Source organism: Nitrospira sp. Ecomares 2.1 (assembly GCF_965152585.1).
Genome location: NZ_OZ224219.1, coordinates 2,005,262 through 2,031,622, shown reverse-complemented (window position 1 = coordinate 2,031,622; position 26,361 = coordinate 2,005,262). Strand labels below are relative to the sequence as shown.

Here is a 26,361-nt window from a genome sequence, read left to right as displayed (position 1 = left end):
AGTGTGAACGAACCTTCTTCTGTTCCATTTTATCTCCCATCGCAGACGCTGCGATCGGCTGAGAAAAGATTCTTGGTCAATTCAGGAAATTAGTCAAGGGATGAATCTATCGAGGCCAATACCGTATAGGACCTGAAATCCCGCTCGCAGTGTCTCAAAACGATTGGTATGATACAAAACTTCAGCCGCTCGACAAGACGCCCGTGTTACCAGATTCGAAGAGATCGCGCCACGCGCCTCACGGACACTTCGCTGACCGGCACCTGTGAAATAGCCGGAGAGAAACGCCAGCAATTCGCTACGTTCACCCAGTCCGATTCGATACATTCCCTTGGCCCAGATATCACCCAAGCGAATTCCGCATTGCTCTATTGAAAGTCCCATCAAATAAGGTCGTCCATGCTCGCGGTCAATCACCACAAAACAATTTCGAAAATCTTTATAGTTATCGGAAATACAATTGAGATCTTGGGGTCGAACCTTGGAATCGATTCCTATTCGATGAAGCGTCCCCATCAATTCACCATATAGGCGAAACAGGCGCCGACGAACTCGTAGGGATGCTCCCCGGTAAACGTCCACAAACTCCTTACCCACCACCTCTTCTACTAAAATAAAACCCCTCACAGGCCAGCCCAAAACCGTACGTTCTCCCCAGGCGACTGCCTTCATCACCGGAATGCCCTGGTCTCGAAATAACTCCAGAAGTAAAAGCTCCCGCGCCGTGCCCGAAAGAGGCACTTGAAGTCGGCACCATGATTTCATTAACAGATGGAAAGATTGAAAACCGCTTTGCTTGAGAAAGTACTTCTTTTTCTGTCCCGCGACCTCAAGAGAAAGTCTGCGCACATGTCGTTTGGAAGGGCGGGACACAAGCGTCCCGGCAGAGTAATCGACAAAATCTTGAAATTGAGAGATCCCAGCATTGGCCAGGAACGGCTTTATGCTTTGATCGATATGCAGACTCTTATGAAAAATAATCGTGGAAGAGAGGCAACAAATAGTCTTAAGACAAGTCAGTGGGAAAATTGAAAATGGCCTCCAGCGGAATTTTTGCCATTTTTCCAGACTCACGGGCTTAATATACCCGCTGTGCGTTAAAATGGCTACAGTTTTGCTGGACAGAATTCCTTGAACGTTTCCTTCCAGCTAATGATGGCTGTCTCTTCGTCTGGCTGTATTTGCCATGAGAATAAATTTTTCAACTGCGCTCTATTATAATATTACCAATGCAAATGTTGGCATTTGTTTCCGACTCCATAGCATGGAATGTTTCCCTGCATAGCCCCATTCTATTTCATGGTCGGAGTCGAGTGAAAATCCTCCCTCACGCGCCCAAACATTATCTATTATTTAGGAATTCATTCACATACTTTTTCCTCAGTCTTTCAACCTGCTCCCACAATAGCCAGCAAGAAAGACTATGCTTGTGATTGATTGCCGGAATGTGCCTTATGAAAGAAATAAACCGGGCCATCGAATTCAGGAGGATTTTGCATTCCTCATCAACTCTTAAGAGGGTATTCATACCTCATCATTGATGGCCGGACAGACCAGATAAGTGCAACCTCATGGAACGTCGCATATTCACTTTTTTACCCGATGAAATCCAATCCGGATTTTTCCATACCTCCTAAATGACAACGGCGCAAAAGAGACACAGAGCAATAACTGTAGCTGTTCAGCAAAGCGGTATCAGAGAGATTTAAGGAATTGGAATGTCCTGTTGGTCACACTGCCCCTGACGATTTCTCTCTCGGATGCCCTCTTCGCAAATGAAAAGCCGCGGACCGAATCCTCATGGTCTCAATAAAATCAAATGGTCCTACAGAACATTCACGTCATTCTTAGTGAACAGCACCATCCAAACCTGGTTGGATGTGCCAGCCCGCCCTACAATGTGGGCGTGACCTTGTAATTGAAGCTGGAGGGTGCGGGGTTTGACGAAATTGGATTTCTGGGAAGAATCGTTCTATTTTCTACGATATGCTTGAGGCGGGCTCCATGAAGAATCTCGATGAGTTCTGAGGCTTCTTGCTTTAAGCACAGATCCTTCGCGCTGACTCAGAATGAGAATTTCATTACGGCTTAACCGAATCATGAGGTATTCGTTCAATAGCTGAATGATGCTCACGACGTGTTTAGGATCGGGAAATACAAGCCCGTCTTCCTTTCAACCTCTCGCTACACACCATCCACGGTCGATACAGAAGATCACCCTGCCCGCTTCAGCAGATAGTATCCTGCAGCCCCACCCACCAGAGAGGCCAGCAGGATGCCCAATTTGGCTTGGAGGATTAATGCGTCATCGCTGAAAGCCAGTTCGGTAATAAACAGCGACATCGTGAATCCCACCGAGGCCAGCATCGCAGCACCAAAGAGGTGGCTCCAGCCTGTCTGCTCCGGAAAGGAGGCCCATTGAAAATGTATCAGGATGTAGCACATGCCCATGATGCCGATGACCTTGCCGCCCAGCAGCCCTGATGCCACGCCTAAGGTGACCGGATTGGCCAATTGATTCAGGAAGTCGGATGGAAAGCTGATTCCCGCATTTGCCAGGGCAAAGACCGGCATCACCACAAACGCCACCAAAGGATGCATGGCGTGCTCCAGACGTTGCAACGGAGTCAGTGCTTCCTTGGCCACTGCGCGAATGTCTTCCAGTATATGGAGTTGCTCATCGGTAACCAGGGTCACGTCATTGCTTGTTGCCGCCTCGAATCTGTCGCCCAAAGCCTTGATGTGTGAAACGAATCCCTTGTCGGAGATCTTCACATTGGCCGGAATGGTGAACGCCGCCAGCACCGCGGCAATGGTGGCATGCACCCCCGACAAGAGAAAGGCCATCCATAGGCCACCGATTCCCAGCAGTCCATACCACAGGATGTTGCGGACCCCCAGCAGATTGGACGTCACCAGCAGGATCATGAATCCCGCACCAACCACAAGACTCATGACGTCGATGTGCGACGTATAGAAGACGGCAATGACCAGCACCGCACCAAGATCGTCCGCGATGGCCAGGGCAGTGAGAAACACTTTAAGCGACAAGGGAACCCTGTTGCCCAACAGGGAGATAATGCCGAGCGCGAAGGCGATATCGGTCGCCATAGGTATGCCCCATCCGTCGTTCGCGTCGCCCGATGGATTGAACGCCAGGTAGATCAACGCCGGCACAATCATCCCGCCTACCCCCGCCATGATAGGGAGAAGAGCATCACGGGGGTTCCTCAGTTCACCCGCCATGATCTCGCGTTTCAGTTCAAGCCCGATCACAAAGAAAAACACCGCCATCAGTCCATCATTGATCCAATGATGCAATGTCTTGCTGATAATAAAATCATTGAAACCGACTGAGAATTCATTGTGCCAAAGATGGTGATAGGCATCCGCAAAAGGTGAATTAGCCAGAACCAATGCCACCAAGGCGGCAACAAACAGCACTATGCCACTGGTGGTCTGCCTTCCAAGAAAGCTGGAAAGCGGGTCCGTCACCCAAATGTCGATAGGAGTTTTCTTCATATTCCGAAACTGCCAGAATGAGCGGGAATGCGAAACCGGATACCAAACCGATCGTTTGTGAAAACGGTACCGACCCTAGGTATTGCTGATTTCCTTGAGCGAGAAGTCTATCACCAGGGACAATGGCCTCATCCCCCACACCCTTGCCCAAGAAACACGATAGGTGCGAACCGGACCGCGAGCATTCAGATCTTCGAAAGATCTCATCGCAGGTCGAAAAACCTGAGACTCAGCGAGATTCTTCTCTCAAATCGGCTTCATTAACTTCCAAATTCTTCGCTGCTATTGCCCCATATGGGAGGGAAGATTTTTTGGCAAGAAATCTTTTTTGACATAATCTTTGGGAGGGTCAAATTCTTTGGCGGTCACCGACTTCTCCTCCACTCCGGTCAACCGGCTTTCTGTGACAACGGTTCCCTTGGAGAAAATTCTCGTCAACACCGGGTAGCCTTCCATCTTTCCAATTGATTCAAAAAACGACGCTGGACCTCCGCCGCCTTTGAATGCCCCTTGCCATACCTCCTGAGAAAAGGAAGCCATATCAAGAAACACGCCTTGGGCTTCCTGGCTGCCGGGAACCTGCTTCCAATCACTCACGCAATGTTCTGCAACTTTTTCCTTTTCCCGCCAGGTTTCATATTTCACACAGGAGTAGCCATTGACGGTTTGGCTTTCGCCGGTTTTTTTTACCTGCATCTCGACTTTCCCGCCCATCATGGCGGGATTGATCCCCTGCCCCGCAAACATTTTTTCCATCATGGCACGTCGTTCCGGTGGCATGTTCTTTAACATTTCCTGCATTTTTTCCATGGCCGGGTTGATCTGTTGACCGAGATTGACCATCGTGGCTTTGTCCATCGCCCGCCAGGTGTGATCTCCATGATTGATCAGCAGAATTTCCTCCCGATCGCCTCGATAAATGACCGTGGATTGAGTCTTCCCCGCATCATTTATCGTCATCTTCAGTTTCTTCCCGTCGACCGTTATCGCATCGTTTCGGGAAGGCATTTCTGCCCGATCGGGAAAGGTCGTCTCGACATGGAAAACCACGCCTGCACAAACCGTCGTCTGGATGCCCAGCACCAACCCGCTCACAAGACCAAGAACCTTCACCATATCAACCTCCTTACGCGTGACAGATGGGACAGACTGCTGTTTTGAAATGCTGGAAACGCTGAGACCCGTCAATCTCTCAAAATTCAACCCGATTCACAAGTCTTTTTCGTGCAGAAGATCCCTCATCGCCCCTCTCCCACTATATTTTTGGTCCCACCAAAGACCCTTTTTAATGAGGGGAGCTAGGAATTGGTTTACCTTTCCTGGTAAAAGAACTATGGACAGGAAACGCTCGTTAGGCGACCACCCCACATAACGACAGGCAGACATCCCTCAAAAAGAGTCACAAGTAGTCGTGACTTTTCACGGTTTCGTCATCATGGTCAGGGACCATATGCTGCCCGGCGCGACAGGACCAGCGGGTCGCGGGGTAGGACACGGTAAGAAGGCCCGGTCTCTTTAAGATGAGGCCATCCAGCCCAGGGAAGCCGGTTCAATCAGAACCGTCCCTTTCTCTCGTCTTTAACGAACATCACATACCGACAGACCGGCTCAAGTCGGCCTATACACAGATGAGGACCTCATCCAGAAAGGTTGCAAAACCGTCATGAAACACGACACGTCCAACCCACCCACAGCTCCTACGATGAAGGGCTTCTCACCCGGCTTTGCGGCCCTCGGCCTTGAAGCGGCGCTGCTGACCACGCTCGAAGCGTTAGGTTATGAAGAGCCCACCCCTATCCAACGCGAAGCCATTCCACCGCTTTTGGCCGGAAAGGACCTCCTGGGGCGTGCCGCAACCGGAACTGGAAAAACCGCTGCATTCACCCTTCCCCTCCTCCAGCGCCTGGCCCATTCACCCAAGCAGCCGAACCCATCCGCCCTTATTCTCGTGCCCACACGCGAATTGGCTATACAAGTCTGCGAAGCTGTTCAGCGTTACGGGAAACAACAGCACATCGCCATCCTCGCCGTCTATGGCGGACAGGCCATCCGCCCACAGCTTATCGCGTTGAAACGCGGGGTCGATATCGTCGTGGCCACTCCAGGACGGGCACTGGATCATATCCGACGCAAAACCCTTCAGCTCAAGGACCTTCAGATTGTGGTGCTGGATGAGGCCGATGAAATGCTCAATATGGGCTTCGCCGAAGATCTGGATGCCATTCTGAAACAAACGCCTGCGACCAGGCAGACCGCACTGTTTTCGGCCACCATGCCTCCACGGATTGCCTCCATCGCACGCCAGCATTTACGAAATCCCATTGAGATTCAGATCATAAAGGAACCGGTCAAGTCCGGGGTGGCCCCTCGGGTGCATCAGACCGCCTACCTCGTGGCGAGACCTCACAAAGTGGCTGCACTGGCCAGAATCCTGGATATGTCCGGTCCAAAATCCGCACTGGTCTTTTGCCGAACACGCTTGGAGGTGGATGAGTTGACCTCTATGCTCAATAGCCGGGGGTATCGGGGAGAAGGCCTGCATGGCGGTATGAACCAGGCTCAACGCGATCGCGTGATGCAATCGTTCCGCGCCGGGAAAACGGAATTGCTTGTCGCCACAGACGTGGCGGCCCGAGGGCTGGATATTCCTCACGTATCGCACGTGGTGAATTACGATGTTCCGTCCTCTCCTGAAGCCTACGTTCATCGTATCGGGCGAACCGGACGCGCCGGACGCGCCGGTGAAGCCATTACACTCGTGGAATCACGCGAACGCTGGCTGCTGCAAAACATTGAGCGCCTGACCAAATCAAAAGTCGACATGGGAACACTCCCGACTGTGGCCGACCTTCAAACTAAGCGGCTGGAACAGATTGGCGTGTCCATTCAAGACATTCTCAAAGCCAACGACTTTGAACAATTCCGAGTCGTGGTCGACACCCTCACCGAAAAATTTGACCAGGCGGATGTCGCCGCTGCCGCGATTCAATTGGCCTACGGGTCAAAGACGGGCGATCGAGTTGAAGAAGACATTCCTGCGATACGGGACCGGGCATCTGACACAACCCAGACGTCCAGACGGCCAAGGCGGGGTCCATCGGATTACCCGGATGCTCCTAGAGTTCTCAGAGGCGGAGCTGGTGGTGGCAGACCGGTCGGCAGACGGGACCGTCACAGTCAATCCACAAGTATGGCGACCTTGCACGTAAACGCCGGTCGAATGGCAGGAGTGCGGACAGGAGATCTGGTCGGTGCCATTGCCAACGAGGCCGGGATCAGTTCGAATGTGATTGGCCCCATCAAAGTCTCCGATCAATTCTCTCTGGTTAAAGTACCGGAAGAGCATGTCCATGGCATCATCAAGGCTCTTGGCCGGACCAGAATTAAAGGGCAAAAAGTCACCATCCGCCTCTATAAGGAATAAAGCGGAATCCTGAAACCGCCAGGGTGGGAATTTTCCCAACCACGTACCTATGCCAAACATCACTATCATGAAGAAATAGACATGAGAAATTAACACGGCCGTTGTCAATATTTCCCTGAATGTGAATCAGTTTTATGTCTAATGGAATGACAATTCTTGATGTGCGTGACCGGATAGCCATGGCCCGTTCGGTCACGGTTCTTACCGGTGCGGGAATTTCCGCAGATAGCGGCGTGCCGACGTTTCGAGGCCCCGAAGGCTTGTGGAAAAATTTCCGCCCTGAAGAACTGGCTTCACCGGAGGCCTTTGCCCGGGACCCCAAACTTGTTTGGGAATGGTATAACTGGCGACGGGAATTGGTCGCAACCAAACACCCGAATGCGGCACATGAAACTCTCGTTGAACTTGAACAACGAATTGAACACTTCTGGCTCATTACGCAAAACGTCGATGGGCTTCATGCCCTGGCCGGCTCGCAACGTCTTTCGGAAATCCATGGCAATATCTGGAAAGTGCGTTGTACACAATGCAACCGGATTTCGTCTAACCGCGATCTGCCTCTGGTCTATCCACCAACCTGCACGGATTGTTCGGGGTTGTTGCGCCCCCATATTGTGTGGTTTGGAGAGTCCTTGGATCAGGAAGATTTGAATCGCAGTTATCAGGCATTGCGAACTTGTGATATTCTTCTCATTATTGGGACCTCAGGCGTGGTCTATCCGGCAGCCTCTTTTGCTCCCGTTGCCAAAGATGGTGGCGCCCTGGTGGTCGAATTAAATTTGGATCCGACGCCCAATTCCTCCTTGGTGGACGTGTCCTTTCAGGGCCGTGCCAAAGATCTGGTGCCGCTCTTGCGACAAGTCACCTAATCGCACCATTTCTTGACTCCCTTCGTAGGGGTTTGTTACGTTTTTTGTTTAGGGATTTTCAGTACTTACGTTTGGAGCACGGCATGCAATTGACGATCAATGGTAAACCCGAAACCCTGGAGGTTTCTACGGTGCTAGACGTCTTGAAAACCAAAGATATTGACCCGCAACTCGTTGCTGTGGAACTGAATACGCAGATGGTTGATCAAGAGCAATTGGGAACGACTTCTCTTAAGGATGGCGATAAACTCGAATTTTTATTTTTCATGGGCGGTGGCGCGTGAGTGCTGCATATCTTCGAAATATTACGGATGGCATTGGGCATACTCCGTTAGTGCGATTAAACCGGCTTTCGCCTGCAGGGGGAGCCACAATTTATGGGAAGGCGGAGTTTTACAATCCTGGCGGCAGCGTCAAGGATCGTATCTGCCTGAATATGATTGATGAAGCAGAGAACAAGGGTCTGCTCAAGCCTGGTGGCACCATTGTGGAACCGACCAGCGGCAATACCGGCATTGGATTAGCCCTGGTGTCTGCCGTTCGGGGCTATAAATTAATTCTGGTTATGCCGGAGGGGATGAGCCTGGAACGGGCCAGCCTGCTCTCCTCCTATGGCGCGCAGTTGGTGTTGACTCCCGCCCGAGAAGGGATGCGAGGATCGATTAAAGAAGCAGAAAGTATTTTGGAGCAAAATCCCGAATACTTCATGCCGAACCAGTTTTCTAACCCGGCTAATCCAGCCATTCATCGCAAGACAACGGCCTTGGAAATCTGGGAGGCCTTGGAGGGCAAGGTGGATGCATTCGTCGCTGCGGTAGGAACCGGCGGAACGATTACCGGATGCGGAGAACTGTTTAAAGAAAACAATCCTTCGGTCAAGGTGATTGCGGTAGAACCAACCGGTTCCCCCGTATTATCGGGAGGAGAACCCGGGCCGCACAGGATTCAAGGGATCGGCGCGGGCTTCGTTCCTAAAGTTCTGAATCGGTCCCTCATCGATCAAATTATGACCGTGACGGATGAAGAAGCTTACCAAACCACGAAGCAACTTGCCAGGAAGGAAGGGCTCCTGGTGGGAATATCTGCAGGGGCCAATATATTTGCCGCTCAAAAGGTCGCCGAAGCCTTAGGCCCGAATAAGAATGTCGTCACTATTCTCTGCGATACAGGCGAACGATATCTGAGCATTGAGAAATATTTTAATATTTAGTGCAATTCCACGGATCCCCTTCCCTGAAGGAAGAATTTGAGGAGGGCAACTTCTCTCCCTCAAAAAGATAAGGATAACTGAGATGTGCTCTGCAAAGGGTTATTGGAGAATGATTCCCTGGCCCAATAATTATTTTTGATCATGCTCACCTCATTCTCCTCGGATAGCGAGGATGAACCAACATTCAGCACCTAAAAGGTCAGAGGTCATATGAGTTTCACAGAAGACCAAATTACTCGATATAGCCGGCACATCTTACTGCCGGAGGTGGGCGGTAAAGGCCAGAAAAAGCTGTCACAAGCGAAAGTCTTTATTGTCGGCGCGGGAGGCTTGGGCTCCCCGGTGGCCTATTATCTTGCGGCAGCCGGCATTGGCACCATTGGATTGATTGATAGTGATGTGGTTGATCTCTCCAACCTTCAACGACAAATCCTTCACCATACCCCTGATGTGGGACGGTCTAAGGTCGTTTCGGCCAAAGAAAAAATTCAGGCGGTAAACCCTGATGTCCAGGTCAACATCCACGAAGAACGAATGACTTCTCGCAATGCTCGAGAATTAATTAGCCAATATGATGTCGTCATTGATGGGGTCGACAACTTCCCCGCAAAATTTTTGATTAATGATGCCTGTTACCTGGAGAACAAACCTCTTGTGCATGGAGGAATTCTCCGGTTTGAAGGACGAGTCTTCACCATTATTCCAAATCAATCCGCCTGTTATCGTTGTGTGTTCAAAAATCCCCCGCCAGCAGGAGTTGTCCCTACTTGTCAGGAAGCCGGGATCATCGGGGTGGTTGCCGGACTCATTGGAACGATTCAGGCCACAGAAGCCATTAAACTCATCCTCAACATTGGAACGCCTTTAACGAACCGCATTCTGGATTTTGACGCACGCACCACTGCGTTTCGGGAAATTCGCGTCAAACGGAATCCCTCATGTGCACTTTGCGGCCCAAATCCTTCGTTGACGGAACTTATCGACTATGAACAGGAAGCGTGCCAACTTCAACCATCGGCTACAACGCTAACCAACGGATAAACCCCGCCGTTTAAAAGGGGAGGATGATGCTATGAAAAAAATGCTAGCTCTAGTGTGTCGGGAGTGCGGGAAAGAATATCCTACGCAGGATATTCATGTATGCGAATTATGCTTTGGCCCACTGGAAGTCAAATACGATTATGCCGTCATCAAACAGGTCATGACGCGTGAAAAAATTACATCCGGTCCTCGCAGCCTTTGGCGATATGTGGATCTTCTCCCCGTGGAAGGCGCTAATTTCATCGGTCTTCATGCCGGATTTACCCCGCTGGTTCATGCCAAAAATCTGGGGGCCTTCCTCGGACTGGACAACCTGTACATTAAAAATGATTGCGTCAATCATCCGACGTTGTCGTTTAAGGATCGCGTGGTGGCCATCGCCTTAACTCGGGCCAGGGAACTGGGATTTGAAACCGTTGCCTGTGCCTCAACCGGCAATCTGGCAAATTCGGTATCGGCCCATGCAGCTTCGGCAGGAATGAAATGCTATGTGTTCATTCCCGGAGACCTGGAAGCCGCGAAGGTGCTGGGCAATCTGATTTATCGTCCGAATGTCGTGGAAATTGAAGGAAATTATGATGATGTCAATCGACTCTGCAGCGAAATCGCGGGAGAACGTCACTGGGCATTCGTCAACATCAATATCCGCCCCTATTATGCTGAAGGCTCGAAAACGTTGGCCTTTGAAACTGTCGAGCAATTAGGGTGGCGGGCTCCTGATCAAGTCGTGGTGCCCATGGCATCCGGATCATTGCTGACAAAAATTTGGAAAGGCCTCAAAGAATTTGAGAAGTTGGGCTTGGTCGATTCAGTGAACACGAAAGTGAACGGGGCGCAAGCAGAAGGCTGCTCTCCCATTGCCACGGCATTTCGAGAGGGCCGTGATTTCTTTAAACCGGTGAAACCCCACACCATTGCCAAATCGCTGGCCATTGGCAATCCGGCGGATGGGTACTACGCATTAAAAACCGCTGCGGAAAGCCAAGGGGCCATGGACGCCGTCACCGATGATGAAATAGTGGAAGGCATTAAGCTTCTGGCTCAAACGGAAGGGATTTTTGCTGAAACTGCGGGGGGGGTCACCATTGGGGTCCTTCGCAAATTAGTGAAACAAGGGCGCATTCAAAAAAATGATGTGACCGTGGCCTATATTACCGGGAACGGACTGAAAACTCAGGAAGCGGTCGTCGATTCCGTCGGACGCCCCTTCCGCATCCCACCCAGTCTCAGTCACTTTATCAAGACTTTTGCCATAGAGGAGTCAGCATGATTAAGGTCAGAATCCCCACTCCCTTACGCCCCATGACCGGGGGAAAAAGTGAAGTGGAAATAGCGGGGAACACGGTGTCGGAAATAATTGACAACCTGGGCTCTGCCCATCCCGGCATTAAGGAACGCGTCTATGATGAACAGGGAGAGGTTCGCCGATTCATCAATATCTATGTTAATGAGGAAGATATTCGGTTTTTAACCGGCAAAGACACCCCACTGAAAGACGGAGATGAAGTCTCCATCATTCCCGCAATCGCAGGAGGTGCATGATGGCCAAATTACGCTTTCACATTCGATATCCCGAGGATAAAATTCCTTCTCCCATCCTGTATGAAATCGGGCAGGAATTTCAGGTCGTGCCCAGTATCCGACGGGCCGATGTCCGTGAGACCACAGGCTGGATGGATGTGGAATTTTCTGGAGAAACCGATGAAATTGACCGGGCGATTCAGGGTCTTCGTCAAAAAGGCTGCATGGTTGATCCGATTGAACTGAACGTCGTTGAATAAGGATTTCGCTTCCCATGGAATTTACTGAATCTCAAATCCAGCGTTACAGCCGTCAAATTATTCTGTCGGAAGTGGGCGGCAAAGGACAGAAAAAATTGCAGGATGCCAAAATCCTGGTGATTGGGGCAGGAGGCCTTGGTTCTCCGGCAGCTTTGTATCTTGCTGCGGCCGGAATCGGAACCTTAGGTCTGACTGATGGCGATGTCGTGGACCTATCCAATCTTCAACGGCAAATTCTCCATACAACCGACCGTATTGGTGTTCCAAAGGTTGAATCCGGCGGGACATTATTATCAGCCCTCAATCCTGAAATCACTCTTAATCTTTACCCTGAACATGTCAGCGTCACCAATATCCTTGCCTTAATTGAGGCCTACGATATCGTTCTAGACGGATCCGACAATTTCTCCACGCGGTTTCTCGTCAATGATGCCTGTTTTTTTGCAAAAAAAACGCTGATTTCAGGGAGTATCTTTCGGTTTGAAGGGCAATTAGTCACGATTAAACCCCATGAAGGCTTTCCCTGTTATCGCTGTTTATATCCTGAGCCTCCACCAGCCGGCCTTGTGCCGAATTGCCAAGAAGCCGGGGTATTAGGGGCCTTAGCCGGGACCATTGGTGTCTTGCAAGCCAACGAGGCTATTAAGGAAGTCCTCGGACTTGGAGAAAGTTTGGCAAAACATCTTCTTCTCTACGATGCCCTTGATATGACATTCCGAAAGGTCGGTCGTCCAAAATCTCCAGACTGCCCTCTCTGTGGTCCCCATCCCACCATCACCAAACTTGTGGACCAGGAAGTTTCCTGTAGTATCTAGGTCCATGCTTTCCATTCCGTCAAGTATTATCAACAACATGATAGCCCATGCGCGGGAATTGGCACCTCATGAATGTTGTGGCATTCTTTCAGGAACCGGAAGCACAATCACCGAATACTATCGCATTACCAATATTCTGGCTGAGTTATCCGAAGAAGAACTTTCACGCTTTGACCGAGCTAAATTGTCCGACCTGCAACGTTTATCGCCGGAGGAGCGAGCGGATATCGCCTTTCAGATGGACGCGAGAGAAATGGCCATGGCTCAGCGGGACATTCGTTCGAAAAATCTCGACCTTTTAGGATTTTATCATTCCCACACATTTAGTCCGGCCAGGCCATCTCAAACCGATATCACCATCGCCATGGAGTTTGAAAGCTATCGGGCCAAACTAAACTTTCCTGAACCATTTCACCTGATAATTTCCTTAGAGCATATGGAGCAGCCGGTGGTTCGAGCCTACCGAATCCAAGAATCCAAGGCCACAGAAATTCCCATCCAAACCATGCCCTAGCTCAGGCCATCACAAACATGTCTGCAATTTCCTGATGCAACCCCCATAGAAACCCCCATAGACTTTCTGCTAAGAATATTGCGATAATGAGAAAGGCTTCTCAAAGTAACAACAGGAGAAATTTATGCCAAACCTCCATCACCTGCTTGCTTTTCTGCTAGGGTTGATTGTTTTTTTTCAGCCTGGGTCACAGGTGTATGCCGAAGCTTCAACCTCACTCCAGAAGTTCAACAGTCCCATTATGAAAATTGAATCGGACAAAGGCGTATTTTTGATTACGACTGATTCTGGTATTCAATGGGTTCAGGTTGAAGAAGAAGGAAAGATTCAACTGAAAACTTTGGATGTGGGAGATATCATTGACGTGATCGTCGAAATGCGACCAGACCCTACTCCCCCATTGGTTAAATCCTGGAAACTAGCCAGAAGTGGTTCTTCCTGTAAAGTGTTCAATGGCAGGACCTGCAGTCCTTAATACTTTCTCAACGGTAAAATTCTAACCGCCACTTTTCCACGAACTCTCTTGAGGCCTATTTCCTCAATGAGCCATAGCCCAACACACCTGAACCTGGCAGCTTTTCCGAATGAGAAGGTATTGCCTTAACCCCTGTCCCCTATTGGGAAATATGGTAAAAACTGAGTACGTGATGGTGGCAATGCAGCCAATACATCAAATTCCATGAGAAAACGGTGGTATGTTGCGACCGTGCCCTATCTCCTGACCTCCCCGAGACATTGGAGGAGACACGAAATTACCAATGAAGAATTTTTCCGATTTCGGTCACCGTGTATCCCCCAAGTGATTCGATTTCCCGCCTGAAGGGATGACTGACCATGGCATCAAGAAATTGAGACATCACGGGGTGGGATGTAAGAAATTCGCGACGCATAATCAGGTCATACTGTTCTTCTCGAAGCGGAATAAAATCAAGACCAAAATGACGCGCTGCGGCTTCCACTCCAATGCCCACGTCAGCTATGCCATCTCGAATCAGACGAGCCACTTCGAGATGAGACGGCACTTCATTGTCATACCCCAGTAACATCTCTCCGGTTAATCCAGATTTTTGAAGGAGCGTATCCAAAAGAAATCTCGCGCCGGCTCCTACTTCCCGATTGACGAGACGAATCCCGCCCTGGCCAAAATCTTCAACAGTACGAATATGTTTGGGATTTCCCTGCTGAATTAAGAGACCTTGAACCCAGGAAGCAAATCGCACTCCGACAAAATCCTGCCCGGGAATATGTCGTTTCAGGTAAGGAACATTACTTTGTCCGGATTTCACATCCACAAGATGCAAGCCGGCCATGTGAACTTCTTCCCGTTGAAGCGCACGGAGCGCGTTCGCGCTTCCCATGGTCCAATTCGTGATTCCCGCCATGGCGTTTACCTTACGGACATGCTCCCCGGCTAGAAATAACGCCGGGTCGCATCCGGCAATGAGAATCCCCTTTTTGATGACTTCCGGAGGATTCAGTAATTGAACGCGTACATATGGCCTTTTGGGACTGGTCGATCTCTTGGTCTGCTCCACAACCACACCATCTGCTGGCATCACAAAATTTAACACATCACCCAGTTCAGCCATCGGCCTGGCCAGTATCCTTGATCCAACGTATGCCAGCTTAACCCTTGTCGGGTGCCCCAACGCCGTTGGGGCACCAATGAATTCAGCTTCGACCATTTCTTCTTGATTTGAAAGGATAAAAATATCCTCAACCCGGCACTTCAACGCACGAGCGAACCGTAAAGCAACATTGGTGCTTGGCAAATATTGATTGGCTTCAATGGCATAGACCGCTTGTCGTGTCAGACCCACCAGGGCCGCTAACTCCACCTGGGAAATTCCCTGTTTTTTTCGTATATCTCGCAAGCGATTACACACGGATTCTTGAAGCAAGACCTCCCCCCGGCCAGAAGCTTTCAGACTTTTAGGGACAATTCTTCTCATAATCGTATTGGAATAACGAAATACCTCCGGGATGACCAATAGTCCCATAGCCTACGAAAGACTCTTTCATCATCGTTGGTCTTCTCTATGCAGAACCTCATTAAGGAAGGCTTATCGTTGTCTCTCGGCCTCTTTACATCCCCTACCGGTACAACCCAGGATTAGACGTTTACATTTTCATCATCGACAATCGGGAAAGATCGAGAACGATCTCACCGCTGTGCTCATCCCCCAAAATAGTTTCCCAAAACTTTTTCTCTTTTGGCATCACCGTCTCTTCTGAATCATAAAGTAAATCTACATCAAGGGGAGCCAGAGAAAACAACGGATACCGCCGATCATAGATCAGCCCTGCAGGGGGAATTTCATACGTTGTTCGGTGATTACTGATGATGACGTGGAGATGCCCATCTCTGACATACATCCCTCCCGAGGTCACTTCCCGTTTCGTAGCATTCACCGGATGACTGATGTAAAACGTAACCAGTTCCTGGGGAACAGCTAACCCTAGTCCATCGAGTAAACGTGGGGCTAACAATTCTATTTCCTCCTTCAAGAACGCCGGCTCAGGATCCGCAAGGCCACGGACCCATCGGATGGGGCCTGAACGATACTCACGCACCCGCAATCCGCTCAGGGCCTCGATCATTTGATGTCGAGACATGGTGGCAGGATGCTCGTTCAATGTCTGAGGAACATCAGTGTCGACCCAAGGGGAAACTTCAAGTCGAACAAACGATGTGGGATTTTCGTAGACCAGGTAGGAATAGAACGGTGGAGCAACACAACCCGCCAATAGCCATCCACCAAGGAGACACCAAGGCCAGACCCGCCCCCACTTCTTAGGCATTCGCTTCAGGGACACTCATGGTCATTTCAATCCGATCAATAGGATTATCATTGGCATCCCGCTTAGCATTGACGATTCGATCAACTGTCTCCATTCCACTCACCACCTCACCAAACACAGTATATTGACCATCTAAAAAACTCGAATCTGCTACACAAATAAAAAATTGGGAACCCGCGCTATTAGGATCTTGCGATCTCGCCATCGATAGCGTCCCTCGCTTATGAGGCGTGGAGCTAAATTCCGCATCGACTCGATAGCCCGGGCCACCCATTCCATGGCGTGAACGATCCTGCTCCTTACTATTGGGATCTCCCCCTTGAATCATAAAGTTGGGAATCACCCGATGAAACGTCGTGCCGTCATAAAACTTTTCTTTGGCTAATTTCAGCATATTCTGAACATGATTGGGCGCGACATCCGAAAAAAGCCTTAAGTGGATATCACCCCAGGAATCGCCGTTCACCTGAATATGGATAGTGATTGTCTGATCTTTCTGAGTTGCGTCGCTCATCTCCCGTCCTTTCCGTTACCTGGATTTATTCATAAGGGCCTTTGGGAACCAACTGGACACCCAACCCTTGGCTAATATTCGTCCAATGCGCACCCCCGTCTTGACTTCGAAATGCTCCACTACTGGTTCCGGCATATAACTCCCCGGCATCCGATAGCGTGAGGCTTTGAATAGCCAGGTTAGTCAACCCGGTGTTCATGCCCACCCATTGTTGCTGATCAGTCGTCCATCGGAAAATTCCATTTCCCGTGGCCACAATAATATCTTCATGATCGGGGACAATGCTTCTAATTGAATCATTGGGGAGATTCCGGCTGAGTGACAACCAGGATTGACCACGATCCGTACTCCGGAAGATCCCTCCATCCTGTGTTCCTAAAAAAATGTGTTGGGCCTCATTGACGGCAATGACTCGAAGATAGCGATGTGGCAACCGTTCCCGTGGATCGACAAATATGGATTGGGAGTCCACCCATTTAGCGGGAGAAGCCTGTTGAGTCTCCAGATGAAAAAGCCCTTTGCCAGAAGTCGCGGCGAAAAGTTTCCCATCATCCATGATGGCCAGACCAGGAACCAGAATTCGATCCAATCCGGCTCCGACGATGACCCACTGTTTTTCGGCTTCTACCCACCGGTACACCCCGGTTCCTGTTCCCGCATATACGGCATCCCCGTGAACCAGGAATGATTTGACTTCCGCCTCATGTAATCCTGTTCCAATGGACTCCCAAGTCGTACCCTTGAGCCCAAGACGATAGACCCCACCACGCATCGTCCCGGCATAGATGTGCTTCCCTGGAGTCACCGTAAGACACAGTAAAAATGGGTCCGTCAAACCTCGATTCAACGCGTCCCAGGATTTCCCCTTATCCTGGCTCCGAAACAGCCCCATTCCAAAGGATCCCGCATAGACCACTCCGTCCGGAGTTACCACAAGGGTTTGAATACTCGGGGCAAACCCTTGGTGGGTATTTTCAGAGTCATCAGGATGAAGAGAGGGAATATTCGAGACCGGATATACCGACGATAACAGAGGACGACTGTCTCCAAATCCGGAAAACCCCATAAGCCAGAGCGAAGCAACTGTGCCCACAAGACAATTCCATAGAGGTTTTTGTCCTTGTGTCGATCGGATACCTGATCCCATCCGTTTAGCCTTTTTCTTCATCGTCCACGCCCTCATCCCCCTCAGTTGCTTGACTCTTTTCCCCTGCCGATTGAGGAACACGCCCAAAGACCTTTGCACCCCAAATGCCTATCTCATACAGTAGGATCAAGGGAACGGCCATTAATAACATGGTGAACATTGTCGCATCCGGCGTAATCACGGCCGAAAGAATCAACGCCACCAGAGCGGCATGTTTGCGGAACCGCATGAGGACAGACGCCTGAATGACTCCTGCACGAGACAGAAGAGAAATCAACAGTGGAATTTCGAACGCAAAGCCAAACGCCAGGAGAAACTTGACGTTAAAGTCGACATAAGTTCCGACGGCTAATTCCGGCGTAATGGCTCGATCCATGCCAAACGTCACAAAAAAGTCGATGACCAACGGGAGGATCACCATATTGCAAAAAGCCAACCCCAAGAGGAAAAACCCCAACCCGAGGAAGAAGAGCGGCACCGCCCATCGTTGCTCTTTCTGAAGCAACGCCGGCTCAATAAATTTCCAAAATTGGTACAGAATGATTGGGACACTGGCAATCACCGCCGCCATAAAAGAAATTTTAATGGAGGCAAATAATGCCTCGGCCGGGGCATAAAAAATCAGATCATCTTCAAAGGGCCGTTTAAACCAATCGATCAGAATAGAAGAGTATGAAAACGCTATAACAAAAAACACCATGATCGTGGCTCCCACGATCATTAATCGGCGTTTAATATCACGAATGTGGCGCTGAAGGGGATGCACCACCGCATTCATGGCCATGGTAGGGGAAAAGGCAGCCATTAGAAAGTGGGGCTTAGCGTGCGAAGCAGCCGTTCGGATTATCCAGGTGTGTTGGCATTATCACATGAGGCACGATGTTCACGAATCAGGGCAGCCATTCGATCTTTCTTGCCAAGTTTTTCTTTCTGTAAATGTTTTTTTAGAATTTCTTCCTGAGGAGTCAACACATGATGTTTCAATAACTGCTGGAGTTCCAGATCCAACCGGTGATGGGATTCCTCCAACTCCTGATACTCCACATTGGATGACCGCAAATTTTCGGCGATTTGTTCGTCCGTCACTTTCGGTGCCCTCCCGTGTTAGTAGTGATTGAACCGGCAAGCGTCTCCTATTTGCATTCGACCTGAATTTCCCCTAAATCATTTTTATCGGAAATTTCCCCTGAAATCGGTTCCAGAATCATAAGGATAGCATCCTCGCTAGGATTCGTATAGTAGGAACTCCTTCTGCCATATTCCTTAAATTTAAAGAACTCATAGAGCTTTTTGGCCATCTGATTGGAGTCCCGAACCTCCAACATCCCCCGACAACATCCCTGAGCACTCCCGATGCATAATGCTTGTAGAATTAACTGCTTAGCCAATCCATTTCCACGGAAATGAGGGTGAACCGCCAGATTTAAAAAGCGAATTTCTTCAAAGATCACCCATACACAGATGTAGGCCAGCAAGGGAATTTCCGGCAGTTCCTTCGGCCCTGGGATAACAAGCATTTGGCTGAAGGAATTCCCGTGCAATTCGGCTTCAAAACTTTTTTTCGACCAGGGGACGGCAAAGCAGGCCTCTTCCAGACTCACCAATGCATCCAAATCAGCCAATGTGGCTAATCGAATGGCCTCATTGTGAAATGGATCAGTACCCACGACCCGGTCCTTTGTGAACATCCTTCACTCCTCTATGGTCGCACGAACAGATACCCAAGAAGTCTCACTTGATGGGATTCACGCTTTTTGCTTTTGATATCTCTGCATACGATGGCTGAATATACTGTGGGGTACAACCTTGAGGAAGGAGAACGCCTCGTTCCAGCAGTACCCGTCCTGCCATTCCGGTCCCTTTGGCCGATGGCCATTGCACCTCGGAAGGAGCTTCGACAAGAGAGAACCCTTTTAAAAGGAGAGTCTCTCGGTTCTGCATCCATCCATCTCCAAGCACAATGGTGGGTTCGGACAGGGCACCGCAGACATCAATGATGTCCCCGATTTGAGACTCTTCCACGCACACCATCTGTTGATTTTCCCAACGGAACAGTGCCCAATAGACAACTCCCTGGCGAATACCGATAGTGCTGAGCAGAGGGAGATCGGTAACAGGATGATTCCAGGCAAGCCCTTCCAGTGTGGAAACCCCCACCAACGGAATCTGTAAAGCCAGCCGAAAGGCCGTCATGGTCGCCAGGCCGACTCGTAATCCGGTGAAAGTCCCCGGACCTATGGACACCACTAAACCTTCAAGATGTGATAAATGCAAAGAGACCGAAGATAACAGACGATCGATTGTGGGGATGAGTTGCGGAGTCAGAGATTGGCCTGACTCACAGTCCAGACTGCCCAACAGCTGTTCGTCGCGAAAGACGGCCACACTCTGATGAGAGGTGGCGGACTCCAGAGCTAAAAACAGCATAGAACTTATTGACTCCCGCCTTGCTGATTAGTGGTGACTTGACGCATAAGGACACCTACGAGGCCGCATTGACGATAAATTCCTTGAAGTGCAGGGTAATGGATCCTCCGCTGGGTCGATAATCTGTCGCCCGCACAAGAAAAGGCAATCGAACAGGTGAACTCTCTTCGGTAGTGGTCACTTGCACCTCTCGATAATCTTCACATTCCACGGACACGACGATATCATCAAACGAGCGTCGATATTCAATAGATATCAGGTCCATGGTCTGGGCATCCACCCAGGTCCTGACGGTGAAATCGTCTTGAGATCCCGTGGCTGAGGATTGGTTTTCAGGAAGATCAATGCGATAACGTTCGTTGCTTTTCCACACACGGGCCTCTTTACTTGATCCCCCGGAAATCTTTCCTAACACGGCATCCAGGGCACGAATACTCAGCATCACGGTGTGATCCCATGCTGTGCGCTCCTGGGTATCATCAACTTTTCCGGTGACCACCTTACCTTCAGCGGGAAAATACAGTTCATACTCGTTCCCCTTGCGATGAAAATCCATCACGGGCACGCCCATTCGAATAAACCCTTTCAGATCCAGAACATCGGGACGCACGTACGAAACCGTTCCAAGAATATTTTGAGAAAGAGGAACGCCGGAACCGGAAATTGATCCGTGAAATAATCCTCGTAGGGTGAGAATCGTCAATTCCTTTTGACGCAAGGCTTGAAGTACCTGTTGCTCTTGCCCGTCTTCGAGCAGTCGCAACGATTCTGGTAATATTCCGGCACATCCTACGAGCAACACCATCGGCAATAGAACCCATCGACTTGTAGCCTTCATCGTATACAGTCCGCCTGCAGGTACCATTTATGAGGCATGACTGACAACCGTTTCCCAAATGTCGCCAATGTCACGAATCCCCACGACTTCCATGCCAGCCACAGGTTTCCATTGGTTCAGATTCGGTTCAGGCACCACACAACGCTGAAACCCCAATTTCATCGCCTCACGGATGCGCAGGTCCGCATGCTGTACCGGCCGAACTTCTCCGCCTAACCCGACTTCTCCCATCACAACCAATCGCGAGTCCAGTGCCAACTCTCGAAAGCTCGAAAGCACGGCACATACGATGCCCACGTCAACCGTTGGCTCATCGATCCGAAGCCCCCCCACCACATTTACGTACACATCGTATCCGGCAAAGTGCAACCCGAGTCGCTTTTCCAGGACGGCCAACAACAACGACACCCGATTCACTTCTACACCTTTGGCCATACGTTTCGGCATAGGGTAGGTCGTCTCCGCTACCAGAGCCTGCAATTCCACTAATAAAGGTCGAGAGCCTTCCACGCTGGACACGACCACAGACCCGGCGCCATGTCCGATTCGCCCCGTCAAAAATAGTTCTGAGGGATTCCCAACCTCGGTCAGTCCCTCATCCTTCATTTCAAAGACCCCGATTTCATTGGTCGGCCCGAACCGATTTTTCACCGCCCGAAGAATTCGATAGCTCTGTCCTTTATCTCCTTCGAAATACAACACCGTATCGACAATATGCTCCAGAAGCCTTGGCCCGGCAATCACTCCTTCTTTCGTCACATGCCCGATAATAAAAATAGGGACATGCGTCCGCTTGGCAAACCACATCAGACGACAGCCCACCTCCTGAACCTGGCTGACACTACCCGGCGCTGATGTGAGCTCCTGGGTAAAGACTGTTTGGATGGAATCCACGACGATGACACCGGGATTCATCTGCTCAGCCACTTTGAAAATTTCTTCCAGGGATGTCGCGGCAGCGACATACAGGTTGGGCGATTGAATACCTATGCGATCCGCCCGCATTTTAATTTGCTGAGGGGATTCTTCTCCCGATACATACAACCCGACCTGTCTGGCCGTTCCCAAGGAGGCGAGGGTTTGGAGCAGGAGTGTCGTTTTACCAATTCCAGGATCACCTCCAATCAAGATAACCGATCCCGGAACCACTCCCCCACCGAGCACTCGATTCAATTCTTCAATGCCAGCCTGAAGACGAAACTCCTGAGTCTGCACGATGGAGCTGATAGGAACAGCCTCTGGTGTTCCCCCAGCGACACTTCGCTGTTGAAGAGTTGAAAGATCTCGATCAACCTCTTCCCGTAAGGAATTCCATTGCGCGCATTCTGGACACCGGCCGCTCCAGCGGACGCCTTGATGTCCACATTCCTGACACACAAAACGGGTTTTAGGTCGTGCGGCTTTCAACGGAGCATCTCCCCCTACGATCTATCACATGAGCAGAAAGTTATATGCATCGAGAAATATAAACCTTCCTCACCGGATCATTCATCGCCCGGCTCTTTGCTCACTGTCGTCATCAAAGATGCCGTCGGACACGTGACCAATCATTGAGGACAATGGCCCTGCGTGGAAACCGGTCCTCTGTCTGTGGCAAGGGCAAAATCACGGTTTGCAACCTATTTTGAACGAGAACTTCCGCAAAATCTGCCGTGCGCCCAATGCCACCACTCACTTTTTCCCAACCCTCTTTTTTTAGATCGTGTATAAGTTCGGTCAATGCCGTGGGCGTCTTCGAAAGGATCCTAATCATTCCTGGAGGGAATTGATGCTCCCGCACCCAATCCTGAATATCTTCAAGATGCCCTCGCCCGGTCAAGTCCAGATACACAAGGTTGTAATAGAATTCAGCTAGCTTGCCTAATTCCGAAGCCGCTGCAGGATGGGCATTTCCTAATATGAGCCCGGGATCATTATAAAGTTCAGGCGGAGGCGGTTCCGTGACCACCTCTCCTTCCACTAACACCGCCAGGTCAATCAGCAATATGGGACGGCGCCGTTCCCAGGATAAGAGGACCCCTTTCCCTTGGATGGCATCCACCTTCGATGTCGTCACTACTTTCACAATGATCGGTAAATTCCCCCGCATACTGGGAGCAAAGTCAAGCCGTGCCCACCCTTTCGCGTCGGTATTCGCCTGCCCAACTGTCCGGCCATGAACAATAAATTCCAAAGGCTGATCGGGCAAACCGATTTCCCCTTCTGCCTCAGGATTGGTTAAGCGCGCCTGTAATTGAATGGTCTTTCCTGGAGATGTGAGTAAATCGGTCACTGACACATTCGCGGCCTGAGCCAGCGAGGCCGTCAATCCTATCCCGGGCACCAATAGGCACAGAGCCAGACTTAATCGGACAAAGATAAGCACGTGACGATCGCCTTGCTTCATTCTACGATCTCCATATACCTGGCAGATATCAAAACAATCCTCTCCCGCGTTTACCAAAAGCAAACGCATCGAAGCCTGCCAGAATGGCAAATTGCATGTAAATTAACCATCCTGTCGGCCAGAAAAGCTTGGAAATGATCATTAAAAGAATCCCACAGACCAAGAAAATATTCCCGCGTTTGACACCTAAGTATAGATGGCCGATCCCCGGTAAAATGGAGAGAGTGGCGGCTCCAAGAGCATGAATCGTCTTTTCACGATCATTCATCAGGGTGACCCTACCAAACCATACCATTGGCCCTCTGGAGAGTTCCAGGGATAAGAATCAGGGCTAAAAAAGGATTGGGGCACACTCACAGGAATTTAAAAATCTGGAGGGAGGGGGAAAAGAGCAATTCTTCAGCTTAGGTTCCGCTTACGTAATTCTTCCTGGTAGGTTTTTTGATAAAGGACATCCCACTCTTGAGAACCTTCCGGAACCGGCCGGGAATACGATTGCAATCGACCTCGAACCTTTTGAACCAACTCCTCTTCAGCTTTCATGTGCTCGGCCAACACACGCTTCACTTCACGAAGGGCGTGAGCAGTATCGCCGATCATCTTCACCTCGGACATTTCTGTGACATTGGTCAGAATCACATGTGCAAGATGTGTCTGTTTTTCGTCGCTGAGGATGGGAGTATTCATCATCAATCCAGTCGTTCAGGCATTAATCACATTCTTCCGTCTGCCCTATAAAATGACCCCGCGGTCTTTGATGAGCTTTTGTTTCACCATCGTAAACATTTTCTGATAATCCGCTCGACCTTCCGCAAACTCCCGTTCAAATTTTTTCAACATTTCCCGGACATCCGCATTCAACCGATCTTCCACCTGCAACTCGGATACAATTGCTGATTCCAATTTTTGAATGACCACTTCAGATTTTCCGTGAATTTCCAACAATCCACTCGACTGTAATCGTTCAATGACTGAGACGGCCATCTGATGCACGCGAACTTTATTGAGTCGCATCAGGTTCCTTCAGGAAGCCGTTCCACTTTCATGAGGGAAGCCCCTGTGGCCTCCATCAACACTCTCGGATCACCTATCACTTTTCCAATAACATTCACCCGATCAGCCGGAACCGGATCATCGCCAAGACTCATGGGAGTACGCCCAAAAAAGACTGCCAACATTCCCCCCATTCCCCAAAACGCCACATCACCGACTTTCACCTGTGTGGTGGCCACCTCCCGATAATCCTTGACACCCGGCATGTTGCAATAAAACTCTTCTCCCCATTGATTCACGGGCACCTCAACAGGCAGGGCGTCAACCACAGCCTGTGCGGTTCGATTCGGCTTCAGTTGTGCAATAACTTGTATCCCACCGATGGTCATTTTGATTTTCTGTGGACTAAATTCCATATATTCTCTCTAAGGTTTCGAATGAAATACGATCTAAAGATTGCTTCGAATGTAGCTTGTCCTCTTGGTGAAATCAAGGTTAGAATTAAGCCCATTTCCTGTTTAGACACATGTTACAATCCACATTTCTTTTTTTACCTGGTATTGGAGAATCTACCGAACGTCTCTGGTGGGGGGATGGTATTGGCACATGGGATGCTTTTCTCGAGAAAACTTTCGCTCCCCGCATTTCTTCGTTTCGGAAAGCGCAGTACGATGAGGCCATTCTGGAGGCGCAAAAACAGTGGAAAGCGCAGAATTCCCGCTTCTTTACCCACATCCTGAAAGCGCGCGACCACTGGCGTCTTTATCCTAACTTTCGATCTCAGGCTGCGTTTCTGGATATTGAGACAAATGGAATCCCATTGCCCGATGGCGAGATTACGGTGGTGGGTATTTACGGAAAAGGTCGCATGACAACCTTCATTCGGGGAGAAAACTTATCCGGGGAGCGGTTGCAAGCCGAATTTGCCTCCTACGATGTTCTCGTAACCTTCTTTGGCTCAGGTTTTGACCTGCCATTTTTGAAGGCCAAATACCCAGACTTGATTCTTGACCATCCTCATATCGACTTGTGTTTTTCGGCCAGACGCCTTGGTTTAAAAGGTGGCCTGAAGGCGATTGAGACGGAAATAGGCTGCTATCGCCCGGCTTCGCTGGAAGGACTCACGGGGTGGGATGCCGTCCGTCTGTGGGAAGAATGGCAACTCGGACAAGCGGCCTCTAGAGAGATACTTATCCGATATAATGAAGCAGATTGCAAAAACCTTGAGCCTTTGGCCGACCTTATTTACAACCGTCTGGCCCAACGCCATGGAATCCCGGAATTCATTGCTTCTCTATGACATCAGCGCAACCATCTAACAAGTGGACTGGCATAGGACTGACACATATTGGTCTGGTGAGAAAACTCAACCAGGATGCGTTTTCGATCGACAACACCCTACAACTATGGGTATTGGCAGATGGAATGGGCGGACATGCTGGGGGAGAATTGGCCAGCCAAATTGCGGTTAAAACTATTCCCGATGTCATTCGAACCCAACGAGCGACTGAAACCTCTGAATACGTTCAACCTGAAAAATTAGAATCGGTGCTGAATCAAGGCCTTGAGTCTGCGAATGAAAGGATTCGACGGGAAGCCGCAGAAAATGAACGACTGAAAGGAATGGGGACAACCATTGTCGTGGTCGCCATCAGTCGTTCCCCGACGGGATTTCAGGCCAGTGTAGCTCATGCCGGCGACAGCCGGGCATATCTTTTCAGACAGGGTTCGCTCTCGCTCTGGACAAAAGATCATACCCTCATGGAGGAGCGTTTGGCCCTTAACCTCATTACCCCTGAACAGGTTCGCACACACCCTCTTCGTCATGTGTTGACCAAAGCCCTGGGAATCGATCCTGAGGCACAACCCACCGTTCAAACCTATCCGCTTGAACCCTCAGACCTCATTCTGCTTTGTTCGGACGGGCTCACCAAAATGCTGACTGATCAGGAGATTCAAACGATTGTCGGCCAGGAAGCTCCGCACGCTGAAGCCATATGTCGTACACTTGTGGGTACTGCCAACCAATTAGGTGGAGAAGATAATACAACCGTGGTGTTGATTGGGTTGCACTGAGG

General features: G+C 50.0%; 29 protein-coding genes and 1 pseudogene. 13 read left to right on the top strand and 17 right to left on the bottom strand.

Annotated features, from left to right (window positions below):
- Positions 1–93 precede the first annotated feature (93 nt).
- The 3 genes from ACWHYD_RS08870 to ACWHYD_RS08860 all read right to left on the bottom strand — a co-directional run bounded on the left by ACWHYD_RS08870 (position 94) and on the right by ACWHYD_RS08860 (position 4,638).
- Positions 94–1,074, bottom strand: coding sequence for a lipopolysaccharide kinase InaA family protein (locus ACWHYD_RS08870; RefSeq protein WP_447965537.1), 981 nt, complete (start codon positions 1,072–1,074; stop codon positions 94–96).
- 1,140 nt (positions 1,075–2,214) lie between these two features.
- Positions 2,215–3,522: a Na+/H+ antiporter NhaA gene (gene nhaA / locus ACWHYD_RS08865; RefSeq protein ID WP_447965536.1), complete on the bottom strand. Its 1,308-nt coding sequence runs from the start codon at positions 3,520–3,522 to the stop codon at positions 2,215–2,217.
- A 282-nt stretch (positions 3,523–3,804) separates the two neighbouring features.
- A complete protein-coding gene (locus ACWHYD_RS08860; RefSeq protein WP_447965535.1) occupies positions 3,805–4,638 on the bottom strand; it encodes a DUF4412 domain-containing protein in 834 nt (277 codons plus the stop codon).
- 547 nt (positions 4,639–5,185) lie between these two features.
- Here ACWHYD_RS08860 and ACWHYD_RS08855 point away from each other — a divergent pair.
- The 11 genes from ACWHYD_RS08855 to ACWHYD_RS08805 all read left to right on the top strand — a co-directional run bounded on the left by ACWHYD_RS08855 (position 5,186) and on the right by ACWHYD_RS08805 (position 13,651).
- Positions 5,186–6,946, top strand: a complete 1,761-nt coding sequence (locus ACWHYD_RS08855; protein WP_447965534.1) for a DEAD/DEAH box helicase — start codon at positions 5,186–5,188, stop codon at positions 6,944–6,946.
- A 134-nt stretch (positions 6,947–7,080) separates the two neighbouring features.
- The gene (locus ACWHYD_RS08850; protein ID WP_447965533.1) at positions 7,081–7,815 is read left to right on the top strand and encodes an SIR2 family NAD-dependent protein deacylase; all 735 of its coding nucleotides are present in this window, start codon (positions 7,081–7,083) and stop codon (positions 7,813–7,815) included.
- Positions 7,816–7,898: 83 nt separating this feature from the next.
- The gene (thiS, locus tag ACWHYD_RS08845) at positions 7,899–8,099 is read left to right on the top strand and encodes a sulfur carrier protein ThiS (RefSeq protein ID WP_342346820.1); all 201 of its coding nucleotides are present in this window, start codon (positions 7,899–7,901) and stop codon (positions 8,097–8,099) included.
- Positions 8,096–9,025, top strand: coding sequence for a cysteine synthase A (gene cysK, locus ACWHYD_RS08840; protein ID WP_447965532.1), 930 nt, complete (start codon positions 8,096–8,098; stop codon positions 9,023–9,025). The genes thiS and cysK overlap by 4 nt, the downstream gene beginning before the upstream one ends.
- A gap of 210 nt (positions 9,026–9,235) precedes the next feature.
- Positions 9,236–10,066, top strand: coding sequence for a HesA/MoeB/ThiF family protein (locus tag ACWHYD_RS08835; RefSeq protein WP_447965531.1), 831 nt, complete (start codon positions 9,236–9,238; stop codon positions 10,064–10,066).
- A gap of 31 nt (positions 10,067–10,097) precedes the next feature.
- Positions 10,098–11,336 (top strand): threonine synthase, encoded by a 1,239-nt coding sequence (thrC, locus tag ACWHYD_RS08830; protein ID WP_447965530.1) that lies wholly within the window; start codon positions 10,098–10,100, stop codon positions 11,334–11,336.
- Entirely contained in the window at positions 11,333–11,608 is a 276-nt protein-coding gene (locus ACWHYD_RS08825) for a ubiquitin-like small modifier protein 1 (RefSeq protein WP_447965529.1), read from the top strand. The genes thrC and ACWHYD_RS08825 overlap by 4 nt, the downstream gene beginning before the upstream one ends.
- Entirely contained in the window at positions 11,605–11,847 is a 243-nt protein-coding gene (locus tag ACWHYD_RS08820; RefSeq protein ID WP_342346816.1) for an NIL domain-containing protein, read from the top strand. The genes ACWHYD_RS08825 and ACWHYD_RS08820 overlap by 4 nt, the downstream gene beginning before the upstream one ends.
- Before the next feature lie 14 nt (positions 11,848–11,861).
- On the top strand, positions 11,862–12,662 hold the full coding sequence (moeB, locus tag ACWHYD_RS08815) for a molybdopterin-synthase adenylyltransferase MoeB (RefSeq protein WP_447965528.1): 801 nt from the start codon (positions 11,862–11,864) through the stop codon (positions 12,660–12,662).
- Between the two features lie 4 nt (positions 12,663–12,666).
- On the top strand, positions 12,667–13,176 hold the full coding sequence (locus tag ACWHYD_RS08810) for a M67 family metallopeptidase (protein WP_447965527.1): 510 nt from the start codon (positions 12,667–12,669) through the stop codon (positions 13,174–13,176).
- Positions 13,177–13,300: 124 nt separating this feature from the next.
- Positions 13,301–13,651 carry a hypothetical protein gene (locus ACWHYD_RS08805; protein ID WP_447965526.1) on the top strand — a complete coding sequence of 117 codons (351 nt, stop codon included), beginning with the start codon at positions 13,301–13,303 and terminating at the stop codon, positions 13,649–13,651.
- Between the two features lie 277 nt (positions 13,652–13,928).
- Here the strand turns inward: ACWHYD_RS08805 and ACWHYD_RS08800 are convergent, their stop codons facing one another.
- From ACWHYD_RS08800 to ACWHYD_RS08735, 14 genes and pseudogenes are all read right to left on the bottom strand, one after another.
- Complete coding sequence (locus tag ACWHYD_RS08800; protein ID WP_447965525.1) at positions 13,929–15,176, bottom strand: substrate-binding domain-containing protein; 1,248 nt, start codon at positions 15,174–15,176, stop codon at positions 13,929–13,931.
- A 121-nt stretch (positions 15,177–15,297) separates the two neighbouring features.
- Complete coding sequence (locus ACWHYD_RS08795; protein ID WP_447965524.1) at positions 15,298–15,978, bottom strand: hypothetical protein; 681 nt, start codon at positions 15,976–15,978, stop codon at positions 15,298–15,300.
- On the bottom strand, positions 15,971–16,492 hold the full coding sequence (locus ACWHYD_RS08790) for a peptidylprolyl isomerase (protein ID WP_447965523.1): 522 nt from the start codon (positions 16,490–16,492) through the stop codon (positions 15,971–15,973). The genes ACWHYD_RS08795 and ACWHYD_RS08790 overlap by 8 nt, the downstream gene beginning before the upstream one ends.
- Before the next feature lie 25 nt (positions 16,493–16,517).
- Positions 16,518–17,660, bottom strand: coding sequence for a hypothetical protein (locus tag ACWHYD_RS08785; protein WP_447965522.1), 1,143 nt, complete (start codon positions 17,658–17,660; stop codon positions 16,518–16,520).
- The gene (tatC, locus tag ACWHYD_RS08780) at positions 17,644–18,444 is read right to left on the bottom strand and encodes a twin-arginine translocase subunit TatC (protein WP_447965521.1); all 801 of its coding nucleotides are present in this window, start codon (positions 18,442–18,444) and stop codon (positions 17,644–17,646) included. Before tatC ends, ACWHYD_RS08785 begins: the two co-directional genes overlap by 17 nt.
- A 38-nt stretch (positions 18,445–18,482) precedes the next feature.
- Complete coding sequence (locus tag ACWHYD_RS08775; protein WP_447965520.1) at positions 18,483–18,725, bottom strand: DUF465 domain-containing protein; 243 nt, start codon at positions 18,723–18,725, stop codon at positions 18,483–18,485.
- A gap of 47 nt (positions 18,726–18,772) precedes the next feature.
- Positions 18,773–19,327: a ribosomal protein S18-alanine N-acetyltransferase gene (rimI, locus tag ACWHYD_RS08770; RefSeq protein ID WP_447965519.1), complete on the bottom strand. Its 555-nt coding sequence runs from the start codon at positions 19,325–19,327 to the stop codon at positions 18,773–18,775.
- Between the two features lie 43 nt (positions 19,328–19,370).
- A complete protein-coding gene (gene tsaB / locus ACWHYD_RS08765) occupies positions 19,371–20,066 on the bottom strand; it encodes a tRNA (adenosine(37)-N6)-threonylcarbamoyltransferase complex dimerization subunit type 1 TsaB (protein WP_447965518.1) in 696 nt (231 codons plus the stop codon).
- Positions 20,067–20,121: 55 nt separating this feature from the next.
- Positions 20,122–20,904, bottom strand: a complete 783-nt coding sequence (locus tag ACWHYD_RS08760; protein WP_447965517.1) for a hypothetical protein — start codon at positions 20,902–20,904, stop codon at positions 20,122–20,124.
- Positions 20,905–20,931: 27 nt separating this feature from the next.
- On the bottom strand, positions 20,932–22,311 hold the full coding sequence (gene radA, locus ACWHYD_RS08755) for a DNA repair protein RadA (protein ID WP_447965516.1): 1,380 nt from the start codon (positions 22,309–22,311) through the stop codon (positions 20,932–20,934).
- A 112-nt stretch (positions 22,312–22,423) separates the two neighbouring features.
- Positions 22,424–23,290, bottom strand: a complete 867-nt coding sequence (locus tag ACWHYD_RS08750; protein ID WP_447965515.1) for a hypothetical protein — start codon at positions 23,288–23,290, stop codon at positions 22,424–22,426.
- Positions 23,291–23,318: 28 nt separating this feature from the next.
- A complete protein-coding gene (locus ACWHYD_RS08745) occupies positions 23,319–23,558 on the bottom strand; it encodes a hypothetical protein (RefSeq protein WP_447965514.1) in 240 nt (79 codons plus the stop codon).
- Positions 23,559–23,689: 131 nt separating this feature from the next.
- A pseudogene (locus tag ACWHYD_RS08740) lies at positions 23,690–24,304 on the bottom strand (DUF507 family protein).
- The gene (locus ACWHYD_RS08735; RefSeq protein ID WP_447965513.1) at positions 24,304–24,699 is read right to left on the bottom strand and encodes a cyclophilin-like fold protein; all 396 of its coding nucleotides are present in this window, start codon (positions 24,697–24,699) and stop codon (positions 24,304–24,306) included. The pseudogene ACWHYD_RS08740 and the gene ACWHYD_RS08735 overlap by 1 nt, the downstream one beginning before the upstream one ends.
- A 110-nt stretch (positions 24,700–24,809) precedes the next feature.
- Here ACWHYD_RS08735 and ACWHYD_RS08730 point away from each other — a divergent pair, with 110 nt between their 5' ends.
- Positions 24,810–25,583, top strand: a complete 774-nt coding sequence (locus ACWHYD_RS08730) for a ribonuclease H-like domain-containing protein (RefSeq protein ID WP_447965512.1) — start codon at positions 24,810–24,812, stop codon at positions 25,581–25,583.
- Positions 25,580–26,359: a Stp1/IreP family PP2C-type Ser/Thr phosphatase gene (locus ACWHYD_RS08725; RefSeq protein ID WP_447965511.1), complete on the top strand. Its 780-nt coding sequence runs from the start codon at positions 25,580–25,582 to the stop codon at positions 26,357–26,359. The genes ACWHYD_RS08730 and ACWHYD_RS08725 overlap by 4 nt, the downstream gene beginning before the upstream one ends.
- Positions 26,360–26,361 lie beyond the last annotated feature (2 nt).